Below are 24,503 nucleotides of genomic sequence, written 5' to 3'. Positions count from 1 at the left end.
CGTAGGCTGTTCCTCGTGGCAGAACCAGTGGTGCGCATTCCTGATGCGAAGGTCGCGCTGTCCACGGCGTCGGTGTACCCGGAGTCGACGGCGACGGCCTTCGAGATCGCCGCACGCCTCGGCTACGACGGTGTCGAGGTCATGGTGTGGACGGACCCCGTCAGCCAGGACATCGAGGCGCTGCGCAGACTCTCCGACTACCACGGCGTCCCGGTCCTGGCGGTGCACGCACCCTGCCTGCTGATCACCCAGCGCGTCTGGACCACCGACCCGTGGACGAAGCTCCGGCGGGCGCAGGCGGCAGCCGAGAAGCTCGGCGCCTCGGCGGTCGTCGTGCACCCGCCCTTTCGCTGGCAGCGTCAGTACGCCCGGGACTTCGTCGACGGCATCTGGCGGATGGCGGACGAGACGGACGTCCGGTTCGCCGTCGAGAACATGTACCCGTGGCGCTACAAGGACCGCGAGATGCTGGCGTACGCCCCCGAGTGGGACGTGACCAAGGACGACTACCGGCACTTCACCGTCGACCTGTCCCACACCGCGACCGCCCGCACCGACACCATGGCCATGGTCGACCGGATGGGCGACCGGCTCGGTCACGTCCACCTCGCGGACGGCAAGGGGTCGGCGAAGGACGAGCACCTGGTGCCGGGGCGCGGCAACCAGCCCTGCGCCGAGCTTCTGGAACGCCTCGCCCTGAGCGGTTTCGACGGCCATGTGGTCATCGAGGTCAATACGCGCCGCGCCATGTCGTCCGCCGAACGCGAGGCCGACCTCGCGGAGGCCCTCGCCTTCACCCGGCTGCACCTGGCGTCCCGGGTGCCGCGCCCGTGACCGGTGCCGGCAGCGGTACGCCGCCGACCGGGCCCCGCCGCCGGGGCCGCCCGCGCCGCTCGCCCGAGGACGCCGGCCCCGGCGCCCGCGAGCGGATCCTCACGGCGGCCCGGGACGAGTTCGCCGAGCGCGGGTACGACAAGACCTCGATGCGCGGCATCGCGAAGGCGGCGGGAGTCGACGCGGCGCTCGTCCACCACTACTTCGGCACGAAGGACGACGTCTTCGCGGCCGCCATCGAGATCTCCTTCGAGCCGGCCCTCGTGGTGCCCGCCGTCCTGGGCGCGGGCGGCACGGACGGCATCGGCGAGCGGCTGGCCCGCTATTTCATCGGCGTGTGGGAGAACCCGGCGACCAGGGCCCCGCTCCTCGCGATCGTCCGGTCGGCGCTGACCAACGAGACGGCGGCGAAGGTGCTGCGCACGTTCCTGCTGCGGCGGCTGCTGGAGCGGGTGGCGGCGGAACTCGACGTACCGGATCCCACCCTCCGGGCGGAGCTGGCGGCCTCGCACATGGTGGGAATCGCGCTCCTGCGGTACGTGATCAAGGCGGAGCCGCTGGCCTCGGCCGACCCGGAGCAGATCATCGCGACGGTCGCCCCGACGCTCCAGCGGTACCTGACGGAGGCGTGACCCGGGGCACGCCCGCGGGCGCCGGCCGGCTCCCTGCCCAGGCCCCGCGCGCGGCGTGACCGTACACCGAGCGGTTCGTCCCGCATAACGGACGACCTGTCCGGATCGTGGATCCGAGGCGTACGCTCGAAGTTACTCTCGTGAGTAAGCCTCGTACGTCCCATCTGCCTAAGGAGCGAGCGACGATGCCCGAGCTGAGGTCCCGCACAGTCACCCACGGCCGCAACATGGCGGGCGCACGCGCCCTTATGCGGGCTTCGGGCGTAGCGGGCGCGGACATCGGGAAGCCGATCATCGCGGTCGCGAACTCCTTCACGGAGTTCGTCCCCGGGCACACGCACCTCGCACCGGTCGGCCGGATCGTCTCCGACGCCATCCTGGCGGCGGGCGCCGTCCCGCGTGAGTTCAACACGATCGCGGTTGACGACGGCATCGCGATGGGCCACGGCGGAATGCTGTACTCGCTGCCCTCCCGCGACCTGATCGCCGACTCCGTCGAGTACATGGTCGAGGCGCACTGCGCGGACGCGCTGATCTGCATCTCGAACTGCGACAAGATCACGCCGGGCATGCTGATGGCCGCACTGCGCCTCAACATCCCCACGATCTTCGTCTCCGGCGGCCCGATGGAGGCCGGCAAGGCCACGCTCGTCGACGGCACCGTGCGCAAGCTCGACCTGGTCGACGCGATCTCCGACGCGGTCAACGACAAGATCTCGGACGAGGACATCCTCCGTATCGAGGAGAACGCCTGTCCGACCTGCGGCTCCTGTTCCGGCATGTTCACCGCCAACTCGATGAACTGCCTGGCCGAGGCCATCGGCCTGGCCCTCCCCGGCAACGGCTCGGTCCTCGCCACGCACACCGCCCGCAAGGCGCTGTACGAGAACGCCGGCCGCACGATCGTCGAGATCACCAAGCGCCACTACGAGCAGGACGACCACACCGTCCTGCCGCGCAGCATCGCCGGCCGGGCCGCCTTCGAGAACGCCATGGCGCTCGACATCGCGATGGGCGGCTCCACCAACACGATCCTGCACCTGCTGGCCGCCGCGCAGGAGGCCGAGCTCGACTTCGGTCTCGACGACATGGACGAGGTCTCGCGCCGCGTCCCGTGCCTGGCCAAGGTCGCGCCGAACGTGGCGCCCGGCGGCACGTACTACATGGAGGACGTCCACCGGGCGGGCGGCATCCCCGCCATCCTCGGTGAGCTGTACCGCGGCGGCCTGCTGAACGAGGACGTGCACAGCGTCCACTCCGACACCCTCGCCGAGTGGCTGAAGACGTGGGACGTGCGCGGCGGCTCCGCGTCCGACGAGGCCGTCGAGCTGTGGCACGCGGCGCCCGGCTGCGTCCGCTCCGCGACCGCCTTCTCGCAGTCCGAGCGGTGGGACACCCTGGACACGGACGCCGAGGGCGGCTGCATCCGCTCCGTCGAGCACGCGTACTCCAAGGACGGCGGCCTGGCGGTCCTCAAGGGAAACCTCGCCGTCGACGGCTGCGTCGTGAAGACCGCCGGCGTCGACGAGTCGATCTGGACCTTCGAGGGCCCGGCCGTCGTCTGCGAGTCGCAGGACGAGGCCGTCGACAAGATCCTCCGCAAGGAGATCACGCACGGCGACGTCGTCGTCATCCGCTACGAGGGCCCGCGCGGCGGCCCCGGCATGCAGGAGATGCTCTACCCGACGTCCTTCCTGAAGGGGCGCGGCCTCGGCAAGACCTGCGCGCTCGTCACGGACGGCCGCTTCTCGGGCGGTACGTCGGGCCTCTCCATCGGCCACGCCTCTCCCGAGGCGGCGTCCGGCGGCACGATCGCGCTCGTGGAGGACGGCGACCGCATCCGCATCGACATCCCGAACCGCACGATCGAACTCCTCGTCGCGGACGAGGACCTGGCGGCCCGCCGCGCGGCCCTCGGCGGTGTGTACGCCCCGAAGAACCGCGAGCGCAAGGTCTCCCAGGCCCTGCGCGCGTACGCGGCGATGGCGACCAGCGCCGACAAGGGCGCGGTGCGCGACGTCACCAAGCTGGGCTGAGCGCGGCCCGCTCGGGCGAGCGGGTGAACGGCGGCGGGGGGGGGGGGGGGGGGGGGGGGGAAACAGCACCCCCCCCCCCCCCCCCCCCCCTCCCCCCCTCCCCCCCTCCCCTCCCCCCCCCCGCCCACCCCCCCCCCCCCCCCCCCCCCCCCCCCCCCCCCCCCCCCCCCCCCCCCCCCCCCCCCCCCCCCCGCGTCCGGGCCCGTACCGGCGCTCACACCCGTACGGCGAGCAGGTACAGCCGCGTGATCTGCACCGCGTTGAGGTTGTCGTCCGACACCAGGTAGAGCGGCCGCCAGCCCTTGTGCTTCCCCCCGGTCCACGGCTCGCCGAGCGCCATCCCCTCCGCGTTCTGCAGCAGCGGGTTGGGCTGCGGGCCCTTCGCGGCCACTTGCCCGGGGTCCCCGGCCGGGCAGTCGGCGAGGTCGAAGAGCTTCTCGCTCCGTACGAACTCGTCGGCCGGCCTGCGGTACAGCGCCCGCTCCCCCGTCACGTCCTGCGCCCCCTCCAGGGACAGCCGCTGGACGCGGATCGCGTTGCCGACGCCGGCGGCGTAGTGCCGTTCCAGGGCCAGCAGCCGATCCGGCCCCACCGCCACCAGTTCGGTCAGGTAGAGCCCGTCGGCGGCCCGGTAGGCGTACTGGCGGTCCGGTAGGTACGCCCCGCCCGGCATGCCGGTGTAGCGCTGGATGCGCAGCAGGTTGCGGCCGCGTTCGTCGCCGTCCTGGGACAGGGACGCCTCCATTCCGGCGTACAGGTGCCGGCCGTCGGGGCTGAGGGCGAGCGCCTCGATGGTCCGGCCCGTCTGGGCGCCGCCCACCGGCCACGGCTCGAACTCCTCGGGCACCGGCAGGTCCTTGCCGACCTGGCGGCCGGTCGCCAGGTCGAACCGGCGCAGGGCGGGCCCGGTCTCCGCCGCGACCAGGATGGTCCGGCCGCCCTTCTCCACCACCAGGGCCTCGGCGTCGATCCAGGCGGGGAGCCGGCCGCCGGCCGCCGGGCGCAGGGTGGTGGCGGTCCGGGCCGAGGGCGCCAGGGTGCGCGAGCCGCCGCCGCCGGTGAGACGCAGCGGGAAGACCCGGTTGAACTCGTTGTCGGCCAGTGCGAGCGCCTCGCCGTTCCCGCCGGGCAGGAGCGCGAGGCCGGACAGCCCCGCCAGCTTCTCGCCGTCGGCCTCCGTCTTGTCGAGCGCGTCGGAGTGGTCGAGCAGGACGGCGCCCGGCGCGCACCGCCCGGCCGCCGGGACCGGCTCGCGGACGCGCCCCTGCCACCAGTCGACGGCCGGCGTCGTGGAGAACCCGATCCCGAGGCCGAGCGCCCCCGCCACCAGGGCCCAGGGCCAGCGCCGCCCGTGGGGCGGGGGCACCGGCGGACCGGGCTCCGGCAGCGGCGGCAGTACGGCGAGGTTGCGGACGAACTCCAGGTCGCCGACGCCGTTCTGGCTCTCGTCCTGGGGCTCCTGCGGGCCGGGCAGGTCGTCCCGCCCGACGACCCGGTCCCTGACCTCCCGGAAGACGGCGTGCAGCCCCAGCATCGGCGGGCCTTCGGGGATGCCCTTGCGCAGGACGTCGACGAGCTCCCCGGTGAAGACGCTGCACTGGTCCTTGTCGGGCGCGTGGGAAGGGCGGTCGTGGGTCGCGGAGGTCATCACGTACGAGCCCTTGATGTCCCGCAGCGTCCGCACCGCCGCCCGTACGCCGAGGTCCGCGGCCACCGTCCCGGCCGGCGACATCTGGAGCACCTTGCCGCTGAAGCAGCAGTCCAGGATCAGCACCCGGCGCAGCGCGGCGCCGTTGTCCTTCATCGCGCGGCGCACATAGCCGGCGTCGACGCAGGTCTCCGGCTTGTCCTCGCTGGAGCCGGGGAGGGTGAGGCAGAGCCGGCTGTCGTCCCTGTCGAGCAGGCCGTGGCCCGCGTAGTAGACGAGGAGGGTGTCCACCGCCTGCTTGGCGGCGACCCTGATCGGGTCGCAGATCTCGGCGGACGTCCGCGGGTTCGCGACGGTGACGATCCGGTCCTCGGGGACGCCCCAGACCGACCGGTCGGCCAGCGCCGCGCGCAGTTCGACGAGGTTGTGACGGACGCTGGGCAGCGGTGCGAGCCCCTTGTCGCCGCCGGGGTACTTGTCGACTCCGATCAGCACACAGGCCGAGCGGGCCGGGTCGATCCGCTGCGAGCCGCCTTGCGGTGGCACGGCCTGCGCGGGCCGGGCGGCGGCTGTCACGGGGCGTGCCCGTCGGGGCGCGGCGGGACGCCGTCCGGGGCGGCGGGGCCGACCGCCGCCGCGGGTTCCGGGGCAGGCGGGTCGGCCGGGGCGCCCGGCGGCTCGGGGGCGGGTGCGGGGGCCGCCGCCGGTTCCGGCGGGGTCTGTCCGTACGCGCGCATGATCTCCGCGATCCGCTCCGCGTCCGCTCCTACGACGTTGACGGTGATCGGGCTGCGCGGTCGGCGCGCCTGGCGCCACGCGTCGAACGAGAGCGGCAGCTGGGCCAGCGCCACGGCCGTGGACACCACAGCGGCCACGGCTTCCGCGTCGATCCCCATCACGCCCCGCGGCGCGGCGGTCTCTCCCCCGGCCCCTTCCGCGATCTTCTCGATGCGCGCGTGACCACGCAGCGACATGTCGTCGGACAGCCACTTGTGGAGCGACCGCAGATCCGCGCCGCGGTCCGGGCCCGGGCCCGCCTCGAATCTGATCTCCGTACCGTCCATGCGGTCCACGCGACTCCCGTGCGCTCGCTCCCGGATACAGTGGCGCGCGTCACACACGCCCCGTCCGATACTCGCACAACCGGCATGCGGGAACGGCGAGTTGCGAAGCCTGGGGGCGCGAAGAGGAGTGAAGGGGAGCAGAGGGGGAGCGGCCCCGCGGTCAGCCCGCGGCGGCGATCCGGCCGGCGGGGGCGGACGCCTTCAGCTCCATCTCGCGCCGCCTGCGCCTCGCCAGCACCACCCGGCGCTCGGCGGCGGTCAGGCCGCCCCAGACGCCGTACGGCTCGGGCTGGAGCAGGGCGTGCTCCCGGCACTCGACCATCACCGGGCATCGCGCACAGACCCTCTTCGCGGCTTCCTCCCGCGCCAGCCGGGCGGCCGTCGGCTCCTTCGAGGGAGCGAAGAAGAGCCCGGCTTCGTCGCGGCGGCACACCGCCTCCGTGTGCCAGGGGCCGGCCTGATCCCGGGACGGCGCGCGCTGCGAGGGAACGGCGGCGACCTGCAGGGACTGATGCGGCGGATGCAGCACGGTCTACTCCTGACGACGGCTTCGGGAGCGAGCAGCGATGCAGCAGTCCCTACCCGCTGTGCGCGCGCCTATGCACAGGGTTTCGAACGCGTCAGTGCCCGAGGTGTTTGCGCAAGCGACCGTGGAGGTCCGCGACGCGCTTCCCGCGCTTGGGCCGTGCCTCGATGTGACCGAACACCGAGTAGCCGTTGATGACGACGACGGGCGCCTCGGGATCGTGGGCCTCCAGGGAGTCGACCTCGAAGTTCCCGAAGATTCCCGTGCCGCCGCCGCGCAGGGTGATGTTCTCGGGGACGCGCACCTCGACGTTGCCGAAGAGGGAGGTCGCGTTGATCACCGTGAGCCGCTGGCCGAAAAGCGCCTCCGTCAGGTCGATCTCGACGCTGCCGAAGAGGGCGAAGGCGTTCGTCCTGCGGCCGATCCGCCAGCGGCCCTTGCGCGTGGAGCTGCTGAAGACGGCGACCAGGTTCTCCGCCGCGACCGGCACACCGGAATCGTCCGGGTCGTACGCCGCCGAGGCCGGCTCGGGCCGGGTACGGCCGCCCGGCGCGGGCAAGTCCTGGACCAGCGGCTCCAGTTCGGCGACCGTCTTGGCACGGTAGACCGCCTCGACGCGGTCGGCGTGCTCCTCCGCCGTCAGCCTGCCCTCGGCCACGGCGTCGCGCAGGATGTCCGCGATCCGGTCGCGGTCCGCGTCCGACGCGCGCAGGGCGGGCTCGGCGGACACCGCCGGGGCGGTCGGCTGGTGCGGCTGCTGAGACTGCTTCTCGAGGTCCACCGCCCCAGCGTACCCAAACGCGATAGATCGCGACTAGTGCGCGCGACCGCCAACTGAGCCTTACCTCACAGACCCGCCGCCCGGCAGGCGTCTTACGCTGGTGGACGGGCTGCGCCAATGGAGGCCAGTTGCCGTCTGCCGAGTGAGGAATGGCCGTAATGCCAGAGTTTGCGTACTCCGATCTGCTCCCCCTGGGAGAGGACACCACGCCGTATCGCCTGGTGACCGCCGAGGGTGTCTCCACCTTCGAGGCCGACGGCCGTACGTTCCTCAAGGTCGCCCCCGAGGCGCTGCGCACCCTGGCCGCCGAGGCGATGCACGACATCTCCCACTACCTGCGGCCCGCGCACCTGGCCCAGCTGCGCCGGATCATCGACGACCCGGAGGCGTCCTCGAACGACAAGTTCGTGGCCCTGGACCTGCTCAAGAACGCGAACATCGCGGCGGCGGGCGTCCTGCCCATGTGCCAGGACACCGGCACCGCGATCGTCATGGGCAAGCGCGGCCAGAACGTCCTCACGGAGGGCGGCGACGAGGAGGCCCTCTCGCGCGGCATCTTCGACGCGTACACCAAGCTCAACCTGCGGTACTCGCAGATGGCCCCGCTGAACATGTGGGAGGAGAAGAACACCGGCTCGAACCTGCCCGCGCAGATCGAGCTGTACGCCACCGACGGCGGCGCGTACAAGTTCCTCTTCATGGCGAAGGGCGGCGGTTCCGCCAACAAGTCCTTCCTCTACCAGGAGACGAAGGCCGTCCTCAACGAGTCCTCCATGATGAAGTTCCTGGAGGAGAAGATCCGCTCGCTCGGCACGGCCGCGTGCCCGCCGTACCACCTGGCGATCGTCGTCGGCGGCACGAGCGCCGAGTTCGCGCTCAAGACGGCGAAGTACGCCTCCGCGCACTACCTGGACGAGCTGCCCTCCGAGGGCTCGCCGACCGGCCACGGCTTCCGCGACAAGGAGCTGGAGGAGAAGGTCTTCGAGCTGACGCAGAAGATCGGCATCGGCGCGCAGTTCGGCGGCAAGTACTTCTGCCACGACGTGCGCGTGGTCCGCCTGCCCCGGCACGGGGCGTCCCTGCCCGTCGCGATCGCCGTGTCCTGCTCGGCGGACCGCCAGGCCGTCGCGAAGATCACCGCCGAGGGCGTCTTCCTGGAGCAGCTGGAGAAGGACCCGGCGCGGTTCCTGCCCGACACAACGGACGAACACCTCGACAACGCGGCCGAGGCCGGCGATGTGGTGAAGATCGACCTGAACCGGCCCATGGACGAGGTCCTCGCCGAGCTCACCAAGTACCCCGTCAAGACCCGCCTGTCCCTCACCGGACCGCTCGTCGTCGCCCGTGACATCGCGCACGCGAAGATCAAGGAGCGGCTGGACGCGGGCGAGGAGATGCCGCAGTACCTGAAGGACCACCCGGTGTACTACGCCGGTCCGGCCAAGACCCCCGAGGGTTACGCGTCCGGCTCCTTCGGCCCGACGACGGCCGGCCGCATGGACTCCTACGTCGAGCAGTTCCAGGCGGCGGGCGGCTCCAAGGTCATGCTGGCCAAGGGCAACCGCTCGAAGCAGGTCACGGACGCGTGCGGTACGCACGGCGGCTTCTACCTGGGCTCGATCGGCGGCCCGGCGGCCCGGCTCGCCCAGGACTGCATCAAGAAGGTCGAGGTCGTCGAGTACGAGGAGCTCGGCATGGAGGCGGTCTGGAAGATCGAGGTCGAGGACTTCCCCGCGTTCATCGTGGTCGACGACAAGGGCAACGACTTCTTCACCGAGCCCGCCCCGGCCCCGACGTTCACCTCCATCCCCGTCCGGGGTCCCGGCCTGGCCTGATTCCCGGCGCGGCGCCGTCTGCCCCCGTCCGCGGTCCCGCGGGCGGGGGCAGTCCCGGTTTCCCGGGCGCGCGTTCGCCGCGGCGCGAGCCCCTGCCGGGGACCCGCGCCGCCGTCGCTCTACGCGAACTGCTGGTTCGCCGCCCCCGTGCAGGGCTGGAGCCGCAGCGGGTCCTTGGCCGCCGCGAGTGTGACGCAGAGACCCGTGGACGCCGCCGGGCGGATCGTGGACCCGTCACGCACGAACTGCTGGTTCGCCGCGCCCGAGCAGTTCCACAGGACCAGCCCGGCGCCTGCCTGGTACTTGGCACCGGGGACGTCCAGGCACCGGTCGTGGGTCAGTTCCGTACGGACCGACTTCTGCGCGGTGTCGTACCACCAGCCCTGGTTGCGGCCGCCGTGGCAGTCCCAGCCGCCGACCGCCGTGCCGTTGCGCGTCGTCGAACCGGGCACGTCGGCGCACGTCCCCGTCGCCGCGTTCCTCAAAGGCTTGTACACGTCGTCCCACGCCCCGGCGAAGAGCACCGGCTTTCCGGTGCTCGCCGGGTCGGCGCAGCTCGCTTCCCGCAGCCCGGAGTCGTAGACCTGGGTGAGACAGGAGGCGAAGGCCGCGTGGCCGCGGATGTTCGGGTGGAAGGACTGGCGGACCGAGTTGGAGTCCGGCAGGCCGGGCTTGGAGAGGTCGATGTAGAGGCCGCGCGCCCACGGGTCCTCCATGCAGACCTCGTGGCCGTGGAAGAGGCGGGAGTTGTCGAGATAGACGGACGCCGTGTTCGCCGCCGCCCTGCGCATCCCGCGTTCGAACGTGGAGACCGCGGTGTCGCGGCCCCAGGCCGCGTCGGAGTCGTATCCCGCGCAGCCGCCCGGAATCTTGCCCGGGAAGTTCGGGTTGTCCTTGATGTCGGGGCCGATGGGGCTCGGGTAGCCCATCACGACCATCTTGTAGTCCCCGTCGGCGTACCCGGCGTCGCGCATCACCGTCCGCAGGTCGCGGACGGTCTGCTCGACCTTGGGGACGAGCGCGTCGACGCGCGCCTGCCAGCCGGGGGCGTACTTCGGCGCGCAGGCGCCCTGGATCGTCAGCCAGCGCGTGACGCAGTCGGTCATCACCGGCCCGAACTGGAGGTCGTCGTTGGCGCCGGCGACCAGCAGGACCATCTTGATGCGGGTGTTGCGGGCCTTCACGGCCAGGTTGTCGCTCTGGACCAGCTCGTCGGCGTACTGCTTGCCGCCGCCGATCCGGATGTTTCCGGTGTACGCGCCCGAGCAGGAGACGTTGTACGTGACGTCGGCCGGGATGCCGGTGCGGTGGATCGCGGCGTCGGGCGAGCGGTGGCACCAGTTGTCGGGCCCGTTGGTGCCGGGTTCGTAGGTGCCGACGCCCTCGCCGGAGATCTCGCTGTCGCCGAGCGAGATCAGCCCGGTCTTGCGCTGGTCCATGGGCCGCTCGGCCGGACTGCCGTACAGCTTCACGGCCTCGGCGGCCCGGACGGCCTCCAGTTCGGCCGGAAGCGGTGTGGAAGCCGACGCGGTTTTGTCGGCCGCGGTGGCGGGGGCCGCCGCCGTCAGGCCGCCCCCCATGGCCGCCGCGAGTGCGGCGGCGGTGGCGACCGCAGAGCGAAGTCTGAGCCGTGTGCGCTTCATTGCGCCTCCCCGGTTTGTTGTTACCCCCGGTATTTACTGGCCGGTAGGCGACTTGGGAATACGCAGAACAAGACAAGTGCTCAACTTTCCGAGGAGGTACGTGATCATGACGACCGACGACCAGCAGGGCGAGTACCGCGTGGAGCACGACTCGATGGGCGAGGTACGGGTCCCGGCGCACGCCAAGTGGCGTGCCCAGACCCAGCGGGCCGTGCAGAACTTCCCCATCTCCGGCCAGCGCCTGGAGCGCGCCCACATCGAGGCCCTGGCCCGCGTCAAGGCCGCCGCCGCCGTGGTCAACGCCGAGCTCGGCGTACTGGACGGGGACATCGCGCGGGCGGTCGCGGAGGCGGCCGAGGAGGTCGCGCGGGGGCGCTGGGACGAGCACTTCCCGGTGGACGTCTTCCAGACGGGTTCCGGGACGTCCTCCAACATGAACATGAACGAGGTCGTCGCCACGCTCGCCACCGAGCGCCTCGGGAGCCCGGTCCATCCCAACGACCACGTCAACGCCTCACAGTCGTCCAACGACGTGTTCCCCTCCTCCATCCACATCGCGGCGACCGCCGCCGTCACCGGCGACCTGATCCCCGCCCTCGACCATCTGGCGGCCTCCCTGGAGCGCAAGGCGGCGGAGTTCGCGGACGTCGTGAAGTCCGGCCGTACACACCTGATGGACGCCACGCCGGTCACCCTCGGCCAGGAGTTCGGCGGTTACGCGGCGGCCGTCCGGTACGGCGTCGAGCGGCTGCGGGCCTCGCTCCCCCGCCTCGCGGAACTCCCCCTCGGCGGCACGGCGGTGGGCACCGGCATCAACACCCCGCCCGGCTTCTCGGCCGCCGTCATCGCCGAGGTGGCCCGCACCACGGGGCTGCCGCTCACCGAGGCCCGGGACCACTTCGAGGCGCAGGGCGCGCGGGACGGACTCGTCGAGACGTCGGGCCAGCTCCGTACGATCGCGGTCTCCCTCACCAAGATCTCCAACGACCTGCGCTGGATGGCGTCAGGACCGCGCACCGGATTGGCCGAGATCAGCCTTCCGGACCTCCAGCCGGGCTCATCGATCATGCCCGGCAAGGTGAATCCGGTCATTCCCGAGGCCGTGCTGATGGTCGCGGCCCAGGTGACGGGGAACGACGCCACGGTCGCCGCGGCCGGCGCGGCGGGCAACTTCGAGCTGAACGTCATGCTGCCGGTGATGGCCAAGAACCTCCTGGAGTCGGTGCGGCTGCTCGCCAACGCGACCCGGCTGCTGGCCGACCGTACGGTCGACGGCATCACCGCGAACGTCGAACGCGCCCGCGAGTATGCCGAGTCCTCGCCGTCCGTGGTCACTCCGCTCAACAAGTACATCGGCTACGAGGAGGCCGCGAAGGTCGCCAAGAAGTCCCTCGCCGAGCGCAGGACGATCCGCGAGGTCGTGCTGGAGTCCGGCTACGTCGAGCGGGGCGCCCTCACCCTGGAACAGCTCGACGAGGCGTTGGACGTGCTGCGTATGACGCACCCGTGACCTCGGTCGCGGCAACCGGCAGAACGTACTCCTAAGATCTGCTCATGACAGATACGGCGGGCGGTGCGGGCAGGGCGCGTTGGGCGCCGGGGGACCACATCCTCTGGCGCTATCGCGGCAACGGCTCCGGCCGGATACACATCTGCCGCCCCGTCACGGTCGTCCGCGACACCGACGAACTGCTGGCGGTGTGGATGGCGCCGGGCACCCAGTGCGTCCGGCCGGTGCTGGCGAACGGCACGCCGGTGCACGAGGAGCCGCTGGCCACCCGGTACACGGCGCCGCGGACCACCACGACCTCGCGGTGGTGGGGCACCGGCGTGCTCAAGCTCGCGCGTCCGGGCGACCCGTGGTCGGTGTGGCTGTTCTGGGAACCGGGCTGGCGGTTCAAGAACTGGTACGTGAACCTGGAGGAGCCGCACACCCGCTGGTCGGGCGGCATCGACTCCGAGGACCACTTCCTGGACATCTCCGTGAACCCGGACCGCGCCTGGTGCTGGCTCGACGAGGACGAGTTCGAGCAGGCGCGCCGGGTGGGACTGCTGAGCGAGGAGCAGGCCGCGCGGGTACGGGACGCGGGGCGCGCCGCGGTCCGCCTGATCACCGCGTGGGGTGCGCCGTTCCGCGACGGCTGGGAGAACTGGAGGCCCGATCCGCAATGGGCCGTTCCCCGGTTGCCCGATGACTGGGACCGCACTCCTGTTCACATGGCTCCGTGAGACCCTTGAAACGCCCCCATGGGTCAAACGTAGGATCGCCTTCCGCAACACTGAGCGCACTGAGCGCACTGGCCGCGCCAACAACTGGCGTGCTGGGCGCAGAACCTGACCGTATGTCACCACAGGGGGGTGGAGCCGTGCCGGAACGCGAATCTGCCGGGTTCGGGGCCCACCGTCCTGTCGAGGCCGCCCGCAGAGCGGGTATATCGCCACACAAAGCGATTGCATCGCACAAGCTCCCCGGACGGACGGAACCCCACGCGTGACGGAGCACCAGTCCACCTCGCACGAAGGCCGGCAGCCCCTGGTCGCCCGGCCGCACGAGCGCACCCGGCCGCGGCAGGAGGAGGCGCCGCCTGCGGTGCCGAGTCCGGCGCCCGCTCCCCAGCCGGCCGCGGGCGACGGGACCCCGGAGCCGGCCGCGGCGACCAGGAGCGAGGGCGACCGGCTGCGGTTCGTCGGCGCGGCCACGCGGCGGATCGCACGCGGCATCGACCTCGACGAGATCGTGCTCGGCCTGTGCCGGGCGTCCGTGCCGACGTTCACCGACGCGATCCTGGTCTATCTGCGCGACCCGCTGCCGGTCGGCGACGAGCGCCCCGCCGTGCCGTTCATGCTGCGGCTGCGCCGCACCGACCGGCTGCGCTTAACGGACGACGGGGCCGAGGAGATCGACCTCCAGGCCGAGCCGATGCCCGCGCCGCAACTGTGCGAGGTGCGCAGCGGCGGCGCTCTGGCCGAAGTGCTCAGGGGCGTACGTCCGGTGTTCGGCGACACCTCGTCCGCGCGGGCGGCACTCGCCGAGCTGCTCGGCGAGGCCATGAGCCTGCCCACCGGACGCCGCGCGATCCTCGCGCCGCTGCGCGGCCGGCGCCGCGTGATCGGCGCGGCCGTCTTCCTGCGCCGCCCCGAACGGCCCGCGTTCGAGGCGAACGACCTGCTGGTCGCCGCCCAGTTGGCCACGCACACCGCGCTGGGCATCGACAAGGCGGTGCTGTACGGGCGCGAGGCGTACATCGCCGACGAGCTCCAGCGCACCATGCTGCCCGACTCGCTCCCCCAGCCGACCGGCGTCAAGCTGGCCTCCCGCTACCTGCCGGCCGCCGAGACGGCCCGCGTCGGCGGCGACTGGTACGACGCCATTCCGCTGCCGGGCAGCCGCGTCGCGCTGGTCGTCGGCGACGTCATGGGCCACTCCATGACGTCGGCGGCGATCATGGGTCAGCTGCGGACGACGGCGCAGACCCTCGCCGGTCTAGACCTGCCGCCGCAGGAGGTGCTGCACCACCTCGACGAGCAGGCGCAGCGGCTGGGCCAGGACCGCATGGCGACCTGCCTGTACGCCGTGTACGACCCGGTCTCGCACCGGATCACCATCGCCAACGCGGGCCACCCGCCGCCCATCCTGCTGCACCTGGGCGGGCGCGCCGAGGTGCTGCGGGTGCCGCCGGGCGCGCCCATCGGCGTCGGCGGGGTCGACTTCGAGGCCGTCGAACTCGACGCGCCGGCCGGCGCCACGCTGCTGCTCTACACCGACGGGCTCGTCGAGTCGCGGCTGCGGGACGTGTGGACGGGCATCGAGCAGCTGCGGGAAAGGCTCGCCGACACCGCGCAGTTGACCGGACCTGATCACTCCCCGCCGCTGGAGGCCCTGTGCGACGACGTACTCGACATGCTCGGGCCGGGTGACCGGGACGACGACATCGCGCTGCTCGCCGCCCGCTTCGACGGGATCGCGCCGAGCGACGTCGCGTACTGGTTCCTGGAGCCGGAGGAGCAGGCGCCCGGCCGCGCCCGCAGGCTGGCGCGGCGCGCGCTGGCGCGCTGGGGCCTGGAGGAGCTGAGCGACTCGGTGGAGCTGCTGGTCAGCGAGGTGGTGACGAACGCGGTGCGGTACGCCGAGCGGCCCGTGACGCTGCGGCTGCTGCGTACGGACGTCCTGCGCTGCGAGGTCGGCGACGACGCGCCGCAGCTGCCCCGGCAGCGGCGGGCGCGGGACACGGACGAGGGCGGGCGCGGCCTGTTCCTGGTGAACCGGCTGGCGAGACGGTGGGGCGCCACGCGCCTGTCGTCCGGCAAGGTGGTGTGGTTCGAGCTGGCCACGCGTCCGTAGCCGTCGCGCACGTACGACTGCGGCGGGCACCCGGGGGTGCCCGCCGCAGTCGTGTTCCGCCGGTCAGGGGCGGGGCAGGAAGCCGTCCTCGGCGCCGCCGTCCGCTCCGCCGTCAGCGCCTCCGTCGTCCCCTCCGCCGGAACCGCCGTCCGCTCCGCCGTCGGAGCCGCCGGTGTCACCGCCCGGGTCCGGCGGGCCGATCGTGATCGGCGGCGGCGACGACGTCGAGGGCGTGGCGGGCGGCGTCGTCGTCGGCGGGGTGGAGGACGGCGTCGTCGTCGGGGTGCTCGGCGTCGTCGGCGTCTTGCTCGGGGTGGCCGGGGTCTTGCTCGGCTTGGGGGTCGGGTCCGGGCTGTCGCTCGGCGGGGGCACGTAGGCGTCGTCCGGGTCGATCTCCAGGTCGAAGTCGGCGTCGGAGCCGCCGCCGAGGGCGCCGAGGGTGTAGTCCGACCAGATCATGGCGGGGAAGCCGCCGCCGCTGGCGCGGCCGGCGTTGGCCGTACCGGTCAGCGAGACCTGCTTGCCGCCGTCCGGGGACTCACCGAAGATGGCGACCGCGGTGGACAGTTCGGGGGTGTAGCCGACGAACCAGGCGGAGCGGTTCTTCTCCGACGTACCGGTCTTGCCCGCCGCGTTGTAGTTGGGGTTGCTCGCCCGGGTGCCGGTACCGCTTCTGACGACTCCGGTGAGCACCTTGGTCACGCTGTCCGCCGTCGAGCGGTCGATGACCTGCTCGGCCGCCGGCTCCGGCAGGTCGACCCTGCCGCCCTCGCGGTCCTTGTGCTCGGCGGACTTCACGATGGTCGGCGTGATCTTCTTGCCGTGGTTGTCGAGCGTCGCGTAGACGCTCGCCATGTCCGTCGTACTGGCGCCCATCACACCCAGGGACATGGCAGGACGCTCGTCGAAGCCGCCCTTGTCCTCCATGCCCATGTCGAGCGCGGTCTCCTTGACGCGCGGCGCGCCGACGTCGACGAGCATCTGCGCGAAGACGGAGTTGACCGAGCTGTTCATGGCCTGCTGGACCGTGATGGGTCCGTAGCTCTTGCCCAGGTCGTTCTGCGGTGAGAAGGGGGTGGCGCTGCCCTTGACGGGACGCTTGCTGGTGCCGTCGTAGATGGTGCCGGGAGTGATCGGCGTGCGGTCCTGCGTCTTGGAGTTGCTCTCCAGGGCGGCGGCGAGGACGACGGGCTTGAAGGTCGAGGCCGGCTGGTAGTCGGAGCGCTGGGCGTTGGATATCCAGTGCTTGGTGGCGTCCTGGCCGCCGTACAGCGCGACGATCCTGCCGGTCTTCGGATCCACCGAGGTCGCGCCGGCCTGGAGCGTGGCGTCGACCTTGCTCTTCTCGCGGTCGAGCTTGGACTCCAGCTGGCGGTCGACCGCCTTCTCCAGCGCCTTCTGACGCTTCTTGTCGATGTTGAGCGTGATCGTCCAGCCGCCCGCGTCGAAATCGGCCTCGGTGACGCCCTGCTTCTTCAGCTCGGCCTTCGCGGCCTCGACCATGTAGCCGGTCTGGCCCTCCATGCCGGCGGCGCCCTTCGGCTTCTCCGGTATGTCGAACACCTGGGCGGCGCGTCCGGCCGTGTCGAGCTCGTTCATCTCGACCATGTTGTCGAGCACGTAGTTCCAGCGCTCCTTGACGAGCTTCCTGCTGGTGGGGCTCGCCACCGCCCAGTCGTACTGGCTGGGGGCCTGGAGGAGCGCCGCGAGGTAGGCGCCCTGCGAGACGCTCAGCTCCTCGGCGTCGACGCTGTAGTACGCCTGGGCCGCGGCCTGGATGCCGTACGCGCCGCGTCCGAAGTAGCTGGTGTTGAGATACCCGGCCAGGATCTCCTGCTTCTTGTACTTCCGGTCCACCTTGATGGAGATCACAAGCTCCCTGAGCTTGCGGCTGACCGTCTGGTCCTGGGTCAGGTAGTAGTTCTTGACGTACTGCTGGGTGATCGTGGAGCCACCCTGCTTGCCCTTGCCCCTGACGGTGTTGAGCAGGCCGCGCGCGGTCCCCTTGAAGTCGACGCCGGAGTCCTTGTAGAAGTTCTGGTTCTCGGCGGCGACGAAGGCCGTCTGGACCTCCTTGGGGATCTTGGCGAGCGGCAGGATCTCGCGGTTGCGCTTGCCCGACCGGGCCATGATGTCGCCGTTGCTGTACTTGTAGACGTTGCTCTGGAGCTTGGCCTCGGCGTTGGCCGCCGGCACCGGCACCCAGATGTAGAGCGCGACGAAGACGCCCATCATGAGCAGGCAGAGGCCGAAGAAGGTGCCCAGCACCTTCTTCCACGTGAAGAAGCGGCGTATGCCTCCCGCCTTCTTCGCCTGGCGCGCGCCGCGCTTCCGGTCCTTTCGCGCTTCCGCTCTGCCCATTACTCCGTAACTCCGCTCATCGAGCCCCCGGATGTCAGCTCAGAAAGCTAACACCGCACCTGCGGACAAAGGACGGCTGATCCGGTCTTTTCCGTACGTGACAATCAGCACCCGTCTCACTGGAACCGACTCATGAGAGGGCTCCAAGGTTGCCAACACGCGCGCACGGGTTTACGGTACTGAAAAAAGTGATATCACTTTGCTAAGCAGTCGAGTCGGCGTCACGCCGTACGGAACCGGGGGATCCACATGTCTATGACCAGCACGTCCGCACCCACCGACCTGCCCGAGATGCCCGCGCCACGGGTACGCGAGACCGCGGCGCACAGCATCGGCGGCGGCCTCGCGCTGCTGCTCGGGCTCCTGGGCCTGCTCGCCGGGGCGGGCCTGGTGGCGGCCGGCGCCACCATGGCGTCGACCGGCCTCAAGGTCGCACTCGTCGTCACCGGCATCCTGATCGCCTTCGCCGCCTTCTTCGCGATGTGCGGCCTCAACATGGTGGCGCCGGGCGAGGCCCGGGTCGTCCAGCTCTTCGGCCGCTACCGCGGCACGATCCGCACCGACGGGCTGCGCTGGGTCAACCCGCTGACCACACGCTCGAAGATCTCGACCCGGATCAGGAACCACGAGACCGCGGTCCTCAAGGTCAACGACGCCTACGGCAACCCGATCGAGCTGGCGGCGGTCGTGGTCTGGAAGGTGGAGGACACCGCGCAGGCGACGTTCGAGGTCGACGACTTCCTCGAGTTCGTCGCCACCCAGACGGAGGCCGCCGTACGCCACATCGCGATCGAGTACCCGTACGACGCCCACGACGAGGACGGCCTGTCCCTGCGCGGCAACGCCGAGGAGATCACCGAGAAGCTGGCGGTCGAGCTGCACGCGCGCGTCGAGGCGGCCGGGGTCCACATCATCGAGTCCCGATTCACACACCTGGCGTACGCACCCGAGATCGCCTCGGCGATGCTCCAGCGCCAGCAGGCGGGGGCGGTCGTCGCGGCGCGCAAGCTGATCGTCGAGGGCGCGGTGGGCATGGTCGAGATGGCGCTCAACCGGATCACCGAGCAGGACATCGTCGAGATGGACTCCGAGCGCCGGGCGGCAATGGTGAGCAACCTCATGGTGGTGCTGTGCGGCGACCGGGCCGCGCAGCCCGTGCTCAACACCGGCACGCTCTACCAGTGACGGACGAGGCCCCGCAGCGGAAGCGGCCGCAGCAGCAGCAGCGCAAGCAGGTGCTGCTGCGGCTGGATCCGGCTGTGTACGACGCGCTGGCCCGGTGGGCGTCGGACGAGCTGCGCAGCGCGAACGCGCAGATCGAGTTCCTGCTGCGCCGCGCGCTGTCGGAGAGCGGCCGCCTTCCCGGCGCCGCCGGCCCCATCCCCCGGCGCGGGCGTCCCCCGAAGTCGCCGGACGCCGGAAGCGGAGCCGGTCCGGAACCCCCGCCGGCGTAGCGGCGCGGACTTGCGGGGCTCGGTCCCGGGACGGGATCGAGCCCCGCAGGGCCGCGCCCCGCTCACCCCGCGCCCGCCACCACCCGCACCGGCAGCCGCCGCATCGCCTCCTTCAGCGCCTGCGCGAACGCCTCGAACTCGCTCTGCCGCGCCGCCCCGGTCCGCATCGCCAGCGCCACCCGCCGCGACGGCGCCGGATCGGCGAAATACCCCGTCACCAGCCGGTCGTTGCGTTCCGTCTCCACCGTCACCGCCGTGCGCGGCAGCAGCGTCACGCCGAGCCCGCCGGCCACGAGCTGGACCAAGGTCGACAGACCCGCCGCCGTCGTCGTCACGGGCGCGCCCCCGGTGCGGCCCGCCTCCCGGCAGATGTCGAGCGCCTGGTCCCGCAGGCAGTGCCCCTCGTCGAGCAGCAGCAGAGGCAGTTCCCTGAGCGCCTCGCGGGGGATGTCCTCCCGCCCGCCGAGCCAGTGGTCCCGGGGCGTCACGAGCACGAAGTCCTCGTCGAACAGGGGCAGTTCGGCCACCCCGGGCACCCCCAGCGGCACCGCGAGCAGCAGCAGGTCGAGCCGTCCCGCCGCCAGCCCCTCCAGCAGCGACGACGTCTGCTCCTCGTGGACCTGGAGGTCCAGATCCGGATACCGCTCGTGCACGAGCGTGAGCACGGTCGGCAGCAGGTACGGCGCCACCGTCGGGATCACCCCGAGCCGGAGGACCCCCGTGAAGGGCGCCCGTACCGCCTCCGCCTCCTCCATCAGCTCGCCCACCGCGTCCAGCACGGCCCTCGCCCGTACCGCGAGCCGCTCCCCCGCCGGAGACAGCAGCACCTTGCGCGTCGTACGCTCGACGAGCTGCACCCCTAGCGCGTCCTCCAGCGCCGAGACCGCCCCCGACAGGGCCGGCTGGCTCATGCCGATCGCGGCGGCCGCGTCCCTGAAGTGCAGATACTCCGCGACGGCGGCGAACGCGCGCAGCTGCGACAGGCTGGGCTGCTTGGCCCTGACGCCGGCCACGCCGACGCCGCCGCTCCCGTTACCACTGGCCACTGATAACCACCTCCGATCGGATCAAGCCAGTCTAGCTATTTCTGCGATCAATGCTTCCTGTGTCACTGTGGGGCTCCGTCCAACCCCTCGGAATCTCCCCAAAGGGGATTTCCCTCTCTGCAAGGAGCGCGCGTGCTCACTGTTGGTGACCAGTTCCCCACGTACGACCTCACTGCCTGTGTCTCCCTGGAGTCCGGCAAGGAGTTCGAGCAGATCAACCACAAGTCCTACGAGGGCAAGTGGCGCGTCGTCTTCGCGTGGCCCAAGGACTTCACCTTCGTCTGCCCCACCGAGATCGCCGCCTTCGGCAAGCTGAACGACGAGTTCGCCGACCGTGACGCGCAGATCCTCGGCTTCTCCGGTGACTCCGAGTTCGTGCACCACGCCTGGCGCAAGGACCACCCGGACCTGACCGACCTGCCGTTCCCGATGCTGGCCGACTCGAAGCACGAGCTCATGCGTGACCTCGGCATCGAGGGCGAGGACGGCTTCGCCCAGCGCGCCGTCTTCATCGTCGACCCGAACAACGAGATCCAGTTCACGATGGTGACCGCCGGTTCCGTGGGCCGTAACCCCAAGGAGGTCCTCCGGGTCCTCGACGCGCTCCAGACGGACGAGCTGTGCCCGTGCAACTGGACCAAGGGCGAGAACACTCTCGACCCCGTCGCCCTGCTGTCGGGTGAGTGACTGACATGGCACTCGACGAACTGAAGTCCGCCGTACCGGACTACGCCAAGGACCTGCGCCTGAACCTCGGCTCGGTCATCGGCAACAGCGACCTCCCGCAGCAGCAGCTGTGGGGCACCGTCCTCGCCTGCGCGATCGCGTCGCGCTCGCCGAAGGTGCTGCGCGAGCTGGAGCCGGAGGCCAAGGCCAACCTCAAGCCCGAGGCGTACCAGGCGGCCAAGTCCGCCGCCGCCATCATGGCGATGAACAACGTCTTCTACCGCACGCGCCACCTGCTCTCCGACCCGGAGTACGGGACGCTGCGCGCCGGTCTGCGGATGAACGTCATCGGCAACCCGGGCGTCGAGAAGGTCGACTTCGAGCTGTGGTCGCTCGCGGTCTCCGCGATCAACGGCTGCGGCCAGTGCCTCGACTCGCACGAGCAGGTGCTGCGCAAGGCCGGCGTCGAGCGCGAGACCATCCAGGAAGCGATCAAGATCGCCTCGGTGATCCAGGCCGTCGGCGTGACGATCGACTCCGAAGCCGTCATGGCGGAGTAACCAGCAGTACGCACAGGAGGGGGCCCGCGGACATCACGTCCGCGGGGCCCCTCCGGCGTACCCGCTCAGGCTTCGCTGCTGCTCGCGCCCCGGAAGGCGGCCATGAGGTCGCGCATGTCCTCCACCATGAGCGGCGGCATCCCCGACAGGTCCGGCGTGGGGTCCTCCGCGTCGGGCGGCTGGTCCAGGTAGTAGTCCTCGTCGTAAGCCACCGCGGAGCTGACCGTGAGGGAGAGCACCGCTCCGCCGTCCAGGACCCGCAGTCGCGGTTCCTCGTTGTCGCCCATCCCGGTCAGGAACGCCTTCTCACCGAGCGCGGGCACCTCCTCGGGACGGGACGGCAGCCCGTCGAGCCAGTTGGGCTGGTTGACCAGCGCCTCGAACTCCGGCTCCGGGTCGGTTTTCTTGTGCGTCTCCAGCACGACCTCGACGTTGTACTGCACGGAGATGCCCTCCGCCGCCTTCGCCCGCGAGTCGTAGTGGTAGCCGCACGTGATCTTGTCCAGGGCGCTGTGCTCGTCGAAGACCTCGTCCGGGTCGGCGGCCCGCTTCCCGAGCTCCGCCGTCAGGGCGCTCAGCTTCACCTTCGCGCACAGGCCCTCGGCCACCCGGTAGCCCCGCGTGTCGACGCCGGCGCCCGGCCCGTACGCGTACAGCCCGCCCGCCCACACCACCGAGGCCGTCACCGCGCCGCCCACGGCCCACAGCCACGGCCTGCGGCCCCGCGGTGCGGGGGAACGGTCCTCGCTCGTCGCGGTCTCGCCCTGCGGCCAGGCCGCGGAGTCCCCCACCATCTCCGGCTCGGAGATCACTCCGGCACCGCCGCCGTCTCGCCCTGCTCCGCCGCGGGCTGGGGCACCGGCCCCGGCTCCACCGCCGCGCGCAGCGCCGCCTCCATGCTGTACGCCCGCAGGTAGCCGACCACCGTATTGGTCACCGCCACCAGCGGCACCGCCACCACCGCGCCGCCGATCCCGGCGACCAGACCGCCGGCCGCCACCGCCAGGACGACGGCCAGCGGGTGCACCCGTACCGCGCGGCCGAGGATGAACGGCTGGAGCACATGGCCCTCGATCTGCTGCACGGCCAGGACGACGACCAGCACCATCAGCGCCGTGAACACGCCCTGGGTCACCAGCGCCACCACCACGGCCAGCGCGCCCGACATGACCGCGCCGACCAGCGGGATGAACGCGAACAGGAAGATGAAGACGGCGAGCGGCACGGCCATCGGCACGTCGAGGAACCAGATCCCCAGGCCGATGAATATCGCGTCGATCAGCGCGACTATCACCGTGCCCCGCACGTACGCCGTGAGCGTGCGCCAGGCGCGCGGCCCCGCGCCCGCGACGCCGGGCCGGGCCTGCGCGGGCACCAGCCGCAGTGTCCACTGCCAGATGCGCTTCCCGTCGTACAGCAGGAAGAGCGTCGAGAACATCGCGAGCAGTATCCCGGTGAGGACCTCCACCATCACGGTGACGCCCTGGAGGCCCGCCGAGGTGATCTCCTCGGTATTGGTGCCCACCGCGTCGCTCAGATTCTTCGCGATGTCGTTGATCTGGTCCTCGGTGACGTGGAACGGGCTGTTGAGGAGCCAGCGCTTGGTCTCCTCGATGCCGTCCTTGATCCGCTCGGAGAGGTTGTCGATGTTCTCCATGACCTGCCACACCACGAACCAGCCGACCAGGCCCATGATCACGAAGCCGAGGATCGCGGTGACGGCGGTGGCGAGTCCGCGCGGCAGCCCGACCCGCCGCAGGCGGGCGACCGTCGGTTGGAGCATCGCGGTGACGAGCAGGGCCGCGACGAAGGCGAGGACCACCAGCTGTACGGCGCTGATGACCTTCATCAGCACCCAGAGCGTGCCGGCCAGCACGAGCAGCCGCCAGCCGGCCTCGGCCGCGACGCGCATCCCCCACGGGACGGCGTCGACGGGCTCGGGTCTCGCGGCGACGGCGGGGGCGTACGAGGGCGGCGCCGGAACGTGGTCGATGCCGCCGGCATCGGCGGCGCCCGTTCCGTACGCCGCGCCCGGCGGGCCCGCGCCGTCGACGCCCTCCGCCTCGGCGGCGGCGCGGCGCTCGTTGAGCAGCTCACCCAGCCGGGTGAGTTTCGCGCCCGTCCGACTGAGCCATCCCGGCTGCGGCTGTGTTGCCATGTCGTTCCCTCTTCTCCCCGTCACCTGCTCGCTCCCCCCGGGGAGACCCGCCCCCGACGGTACACGCGCGGAGCCCCTCACCGTAGGACGGTGAGGGGCTCCGCGAAGTCGAGCGACCGCTGGGATCTAGTACCAGTGGTTGGCCTGCCAGAACGACCACGCGCCGCAGGGGCTGCCGTAGCGCTCGTCCATGTAGTTCAGGCCCCACTTGATCTGGGTGGCCGGGTTGGTCTGCCAGTCGGCGCCCGCGGACGACATCTTGGAACCGGGCAGCGCCTGCACGAGGCCGTAGGCACCGGACGACGGGTTCTGCGCCTGGTAGTTCCACGTGGACTCGTGGTTCACGATGTTGCTGAAGCACTGGAACTGGTCGCCGGGGACCATCTGCCGCGCCATGGCCTGGACCTCGGCGACGGTGTACGAACCCTTGGCGGCGAAGCTGGACGCGTCACGCGTCGCGGAGCGGCTGGCCGTGGCCTGCTTCTCCTCGCGCTCCTTGGCCTCGGCCTCGGCCTTGGCCTTCGCCTTCGCCTCGGCTTCCGCTTCGGCCTTCGCCTCGGCGGCTTCCTTCTTCGACTTGGCGTCCTTGGCGGCCTGAAGACGGGCCGATTCCTCCGCGGACTTCTTCGCGCTCACGTCGGCGGCGTAGGCCTGTGCGTCGGCCTGCTGCGTCAGGGACGCGGTCTGCACCTGGGCCTGCTGGCCGGCAGGGATGTCTGCGAGGAGCGTCGTGTCGGCTGCGGTCGCCTCGAAGTTGTCGTTCGAGGGCTGAGTGTCGCCCGAGGCGACGCCCACAACGGCGCCGACAGTGGTGACCGCGGTAGCCGAAGCCACGGCGAATCCCCGGACCGAAATCCGGCTCACACGGTTTCCTTCCAGCAGTGCCCGCTCGGGTGACCTCGCGGACGCAATCGTGC

The 24,503-nt window shown here is 71.4% G+C and carries 21 protein-coding genes; 11 read left to right on the top strand and 10 right to left on the bottom strand.

All coding sequences use genetic code 11. The features are described from left to right. The first annotated feature begins 15 nt into the window (after positions 1 to 15). From AC07FK_RS14865 to ilvD, 3 genes are all read left to right on the top strand, one after another. Positions 16 to 834 carry a sugar phosphate isomerase/epimerase family protein gene (locus tag AC07FK_RS14865; RefSeq protein WP_479105273.1) on the top strand — a complete coding sequence of 273 codons (819 nt, stop codon included), beginning with the start codon at positions 16 to 18 and terminating at the stop codon, positions 832 to 834. Further along, complete coding sequence (locus AC07FK_RS14860; RefSeq protein WP_479105272.1) at positions 831 to 1,466, top strand: TetR/AcrR family transcriptional regulator; 636 nt, start codon at positions 831 to 833, stop codon at positions 1,464 to 1,466. Before AC07FK_RS14865 ends, AC07FK_RS14860 begins: the two co-directional genes overlap by 4 nt. Before the next feature lie 185 nt (positions 1,467 to 1,651). Next, entirely contained in the window at positions 1,652 to 3,502 is a 1,851-nt protein-coding gene (gene ilvD, locus AC07FK_RS14855; protein ID WP_479105271.1) for a dihydroxy-acid dehydratase, read from the top strand. Positions 3,503 to 3,716: 214 nt separating this feature from the next. Here ilvD and AC07FK_RS14850 read toward each other — a convergent pair whose 3' ends face one another. The 4 genes from AC07FK_RS14850 to AC07FK_RS14835 all read right to left on the bottom strand — a co-directional run bounded on the left by AC07FK_RS14850 (position 3,717) and on the right by AC07FK_RS14835 (position 7,521). After that, a complete protein-coding gene (locus AC07FK_RS14850) occupies positions 3,717 to 5,726 on the bottom strand; it encodes a caspase, EACC1-associated type (RefSeq protein WP_479105270.1) in 2,010 nt (669 codons plus the stop codon). Next, positions 5,723 to 6,214 carry an effector-associated constant component EACC1 gene (locus AC07FK_RS14845; protein ID WP_479105269.1) on the bottom strand — a complete coding sequence of 164 codons (492 nt, stop codon included), beginning with the start codon at positions 6,212 to 6,214 and terminating at the stop codon, positions 5,723 to 5,725. Before AC07FK_RS14845 ends, AC07FK_RS14850 begins: the two co-directional genes overlap by 4 nt. Positions 6,215 to 6,374: 160 nt before the next feature. Beyond that, the gene (locus AC07FK_RS14840) at positions 6,375 to 6,743 is read right to left on the bottom strand and encodes a WhiB family transcriptional regulator (RefSeq protein ID WP_453406261.1); all 369 of its coding nucleotides are present in this window, start codon (positions 6,741 to 6,743) and stop codon (positions 6,375 to 6,377) included. Between the two features lie 91 nt (positions 6,744 to 6,834). Continuing rightward, a complete protein-coding gene (locus AC07FK_RS14835; RefSeq protein ID WP_479105268.1) occupies positions 6,835 to 7,521 on the bottom strand; it encodes a DUF1707 SHOCT-like domain-containing protein in 687 nt (228 codons plus the stop codon). 149 nt (positions 7,522 to 7,670) lie between these two features. Here AC07FK_RS14835 and AC07FK_RS14830 point away from each other — a divergent pair, with 149 nt between their 5' ends. Beyond that, positions 7,671 to 9,356: a fumarate hydratase gene (locus AC07FK_RS14830; RefSeq protein ID WP_479105267.1), complete on the top strand. Its 1,686-nt coding sequence runs from the start codon at positions 7,671 to 7,673 to the stop codon at positions 9,354 to 9,356. Positions 9,357 to 9,475: 119 nt separating this feature from the next. Here AC07FK_RS14830 and AC07FK_RS14825 read toward each other — a convergent pair whose 3' ends face one another. Further along, positions 9,476 to 10,999, bottom strand: coding sequence for a ricin-type beta-trefoil lectin domain protein (locus AC07FK_RS14825; RefSeq protein WP_479105266.1), 1,524 nt, complete (start codon positions 10,997 to 10,999; stop codon positions 9,476 to 9,478). 106 nt (positions 11,000 to 11,105) lie between these two features. On the opposite strand from AC07FK_RS14825, the gene AC07FK_RS14820 reads away from it, so the two are divergent. From AC07FK_RS14820 to AC07FK_RS14810, 3 genes are all read left to right on the top strand, one after another. Then, entirely contained in the window at positions 11,106 to 12,509 is a 1,404-nt protein-coding gene (locus tag AC07FK_RS14820) for a class II fumarate hydratase (protein WP_479105265.1), read from the top strand. A 44-nt stretch (positions 12,510 to 12,553) separates the two neighbouring features. After that, positions 12,554 to 13,228, top strand: a complete 675-nt coding sequence (gene fomD, locus AC07FK_RS14815; protein WP_479105264.1) for a cytidylyl-2-hydroxypropylphosphonate hydrolase — start codon at positions 12,554 to 12,556, stop codon at positions 13,226 to 13,228. A 262-nt stretch (positions 13,229 to 13,490) separates the two neighbouring features. After that, entirely contained in the window at positions 13,491 to 15,341 is a 1,851-nt protein-coding gene (locus AC07FK_RS14810) for a SpoIIE family protein phosphatase (protein WP_479105263.1), read from the top strand. Positions 15,342 to 15,404: 63 nt separating this feature from the next. Here AC07FK_RS14810 and AC07FK_RS14805 read toward each other — a convergent pair whose 3' ends face one another. Continuing rightward, positions 15,405 to 17,702: a transglycosylase domain-containing protein gene (locus AC07FK_RS14805; protein WP_479105262.1), complete on the bottom strand. Its 2,298-nt coding sequence runs from the start codon at positions 17,700 to 17,702 to the stop codon at positions 15,405 to 15,407. A gap of 255 nt (positions 17,703 to 17,957) precedes the next feature. Here AC07FK_RS14805 and AC07FK_RS14800 point away from each other — a divergent pair, with 255 nt between their 5' ends. Beyond that, positions 17,958 to 18,887 (top strand): SPFH domain-containing protein, encoded by a 930-nt coding sequence (locus tag AC07FK_RS14800; RefSeq protein WP_479105261.1) that lies wholly within the window; start codon positions 17,958 to 17,960, stop codon positions 18,885 to 18,887. Next, positions 18,884 to 19,156, top strand: coding sequence for a type II toxin-antitoxin system antitoxin (locus tag AC07FK_RS14795; RefSeq protein WP_479105260.1), 273 nt, complete (start codon positions 18,884 to 18,886; stop codon positions 19,154 to 19,156). The genes AC07FK_RS14800 and AC07FK_RS14795 overlap by 4 nt, the downstream gene beginning before the upstream one ends. Positions 19,157 to 19,218: 62 nt before the next feature. Here AC07FK_RS14795 and AC07FK_RS14790 read toward each other — a convergent pair whose 3' ends face one another. After that, positions 19,219 to 20,202 carry a hydrogen peroxide-inducible genes activator gene (locus tag AC07FK_RS14790; RefSeq protein ID WP_479105259.1) on the bottom strand — a complete coding sequence of 328 codons (984 nt, stop codon included), beginning with the start codon at positions 20,200 to 20,202 and terminating at the stop codon, positions 19,219 to 19,221. A gap of 132 nt (positions 20,203 to 20,334) precedes the next feature. On the opposite strand from AC07FK_RS14790, the gene AC07FK_RS14785 reads away from it, so the two are divergent. Together AC07FK_RS14785 and AC07FK_RS14780 are read left to right on the top strand one after the other, a co-directional pair. Next, entirely contained in the window at positions 20,335 to 20,889 is a 555-nt protein-coding gene (locus AC07FK_RS14785; RefSeq protein ID WP_453406250.1) for a peroxiredoxin, read from the top strand. Positions 20,890 to 20,894: 5 nt separating this feature from the next. Continuing rightward, positions 20,895 to 21,428 (top strand): alkyl hydroperoxide reductase, encoded by a 534-nt coding sequence (locus AC07FK_RS14780; RefSeq protein WP_479105258.1) that lies wholly within the window; start codon positions 20,895 to 20,897, stop codon positions 21,426 to 21,428. 65 nt (positions 21,429 to 21,493) lie between these two features. On the opposite strand, the gene AC07FK_RS14775 is transcribed toward AC07FK_RS14780, so the two are convergent. The 3 genes from AC07FK_RS14775 to AC07FK_RS14765 all read right to left on the bottom strand — a co-directional run bounded on the left by AC07FK_RS14775 (position 21,494) and on the right by AC07FK_RS14765 (position 24,450). Then, on the bottom strand, positions 21,494 to 22,240 hold the full coding sequence (locus AC07FK_RS14775; RefSeq protein WP_479105257.1) for a hypothetical protein: 747 nt from the start codon (positions 22,238 to 22,240) through the stop codon (positions 21,494 to 21,496). After that, on the bottom strand, positions 22,237 to 23,586 hold the full coding sequence (locus AC07FK_RS14770; protein WP_479105256.1) for an AI-2E family transporter: 1,350 nt from the start codon (positions 23,584 to 23,586) through the stop codon (positions 22,237 to 22,239). Before AC07FK_RS14770 ends, AC07FK_RS14775 begins: the two co-directional genes overlap by 4 nt. Before the next feature lie 126 nt (positions 23,587 to 23,712). Continuing rightward, positions 23,713 to 24,450 carry an aggregation-promoting factor C-terminal-like domain-containing protein gene (locus AC07FK_RS14765; RefSeq protein ID WP_479105255.1) on the bottom strand — a complete coding sequence of 246 codons (738 nt, stop codon included), beginning with the start codon at positions 24,448 to 24,450 and terminating at the stop codon, positions 23,713 to 23,715. Between the last annotated feature and the right edge of the window lie 53 nt (positions 24,451 to 24,503).

Source organism: Streptomyces sp. NPDC046122, from assembly GCF_056429965.1.
This window is presented reverse-complemented; position numbering and strand designations above follow the sequence as displayed.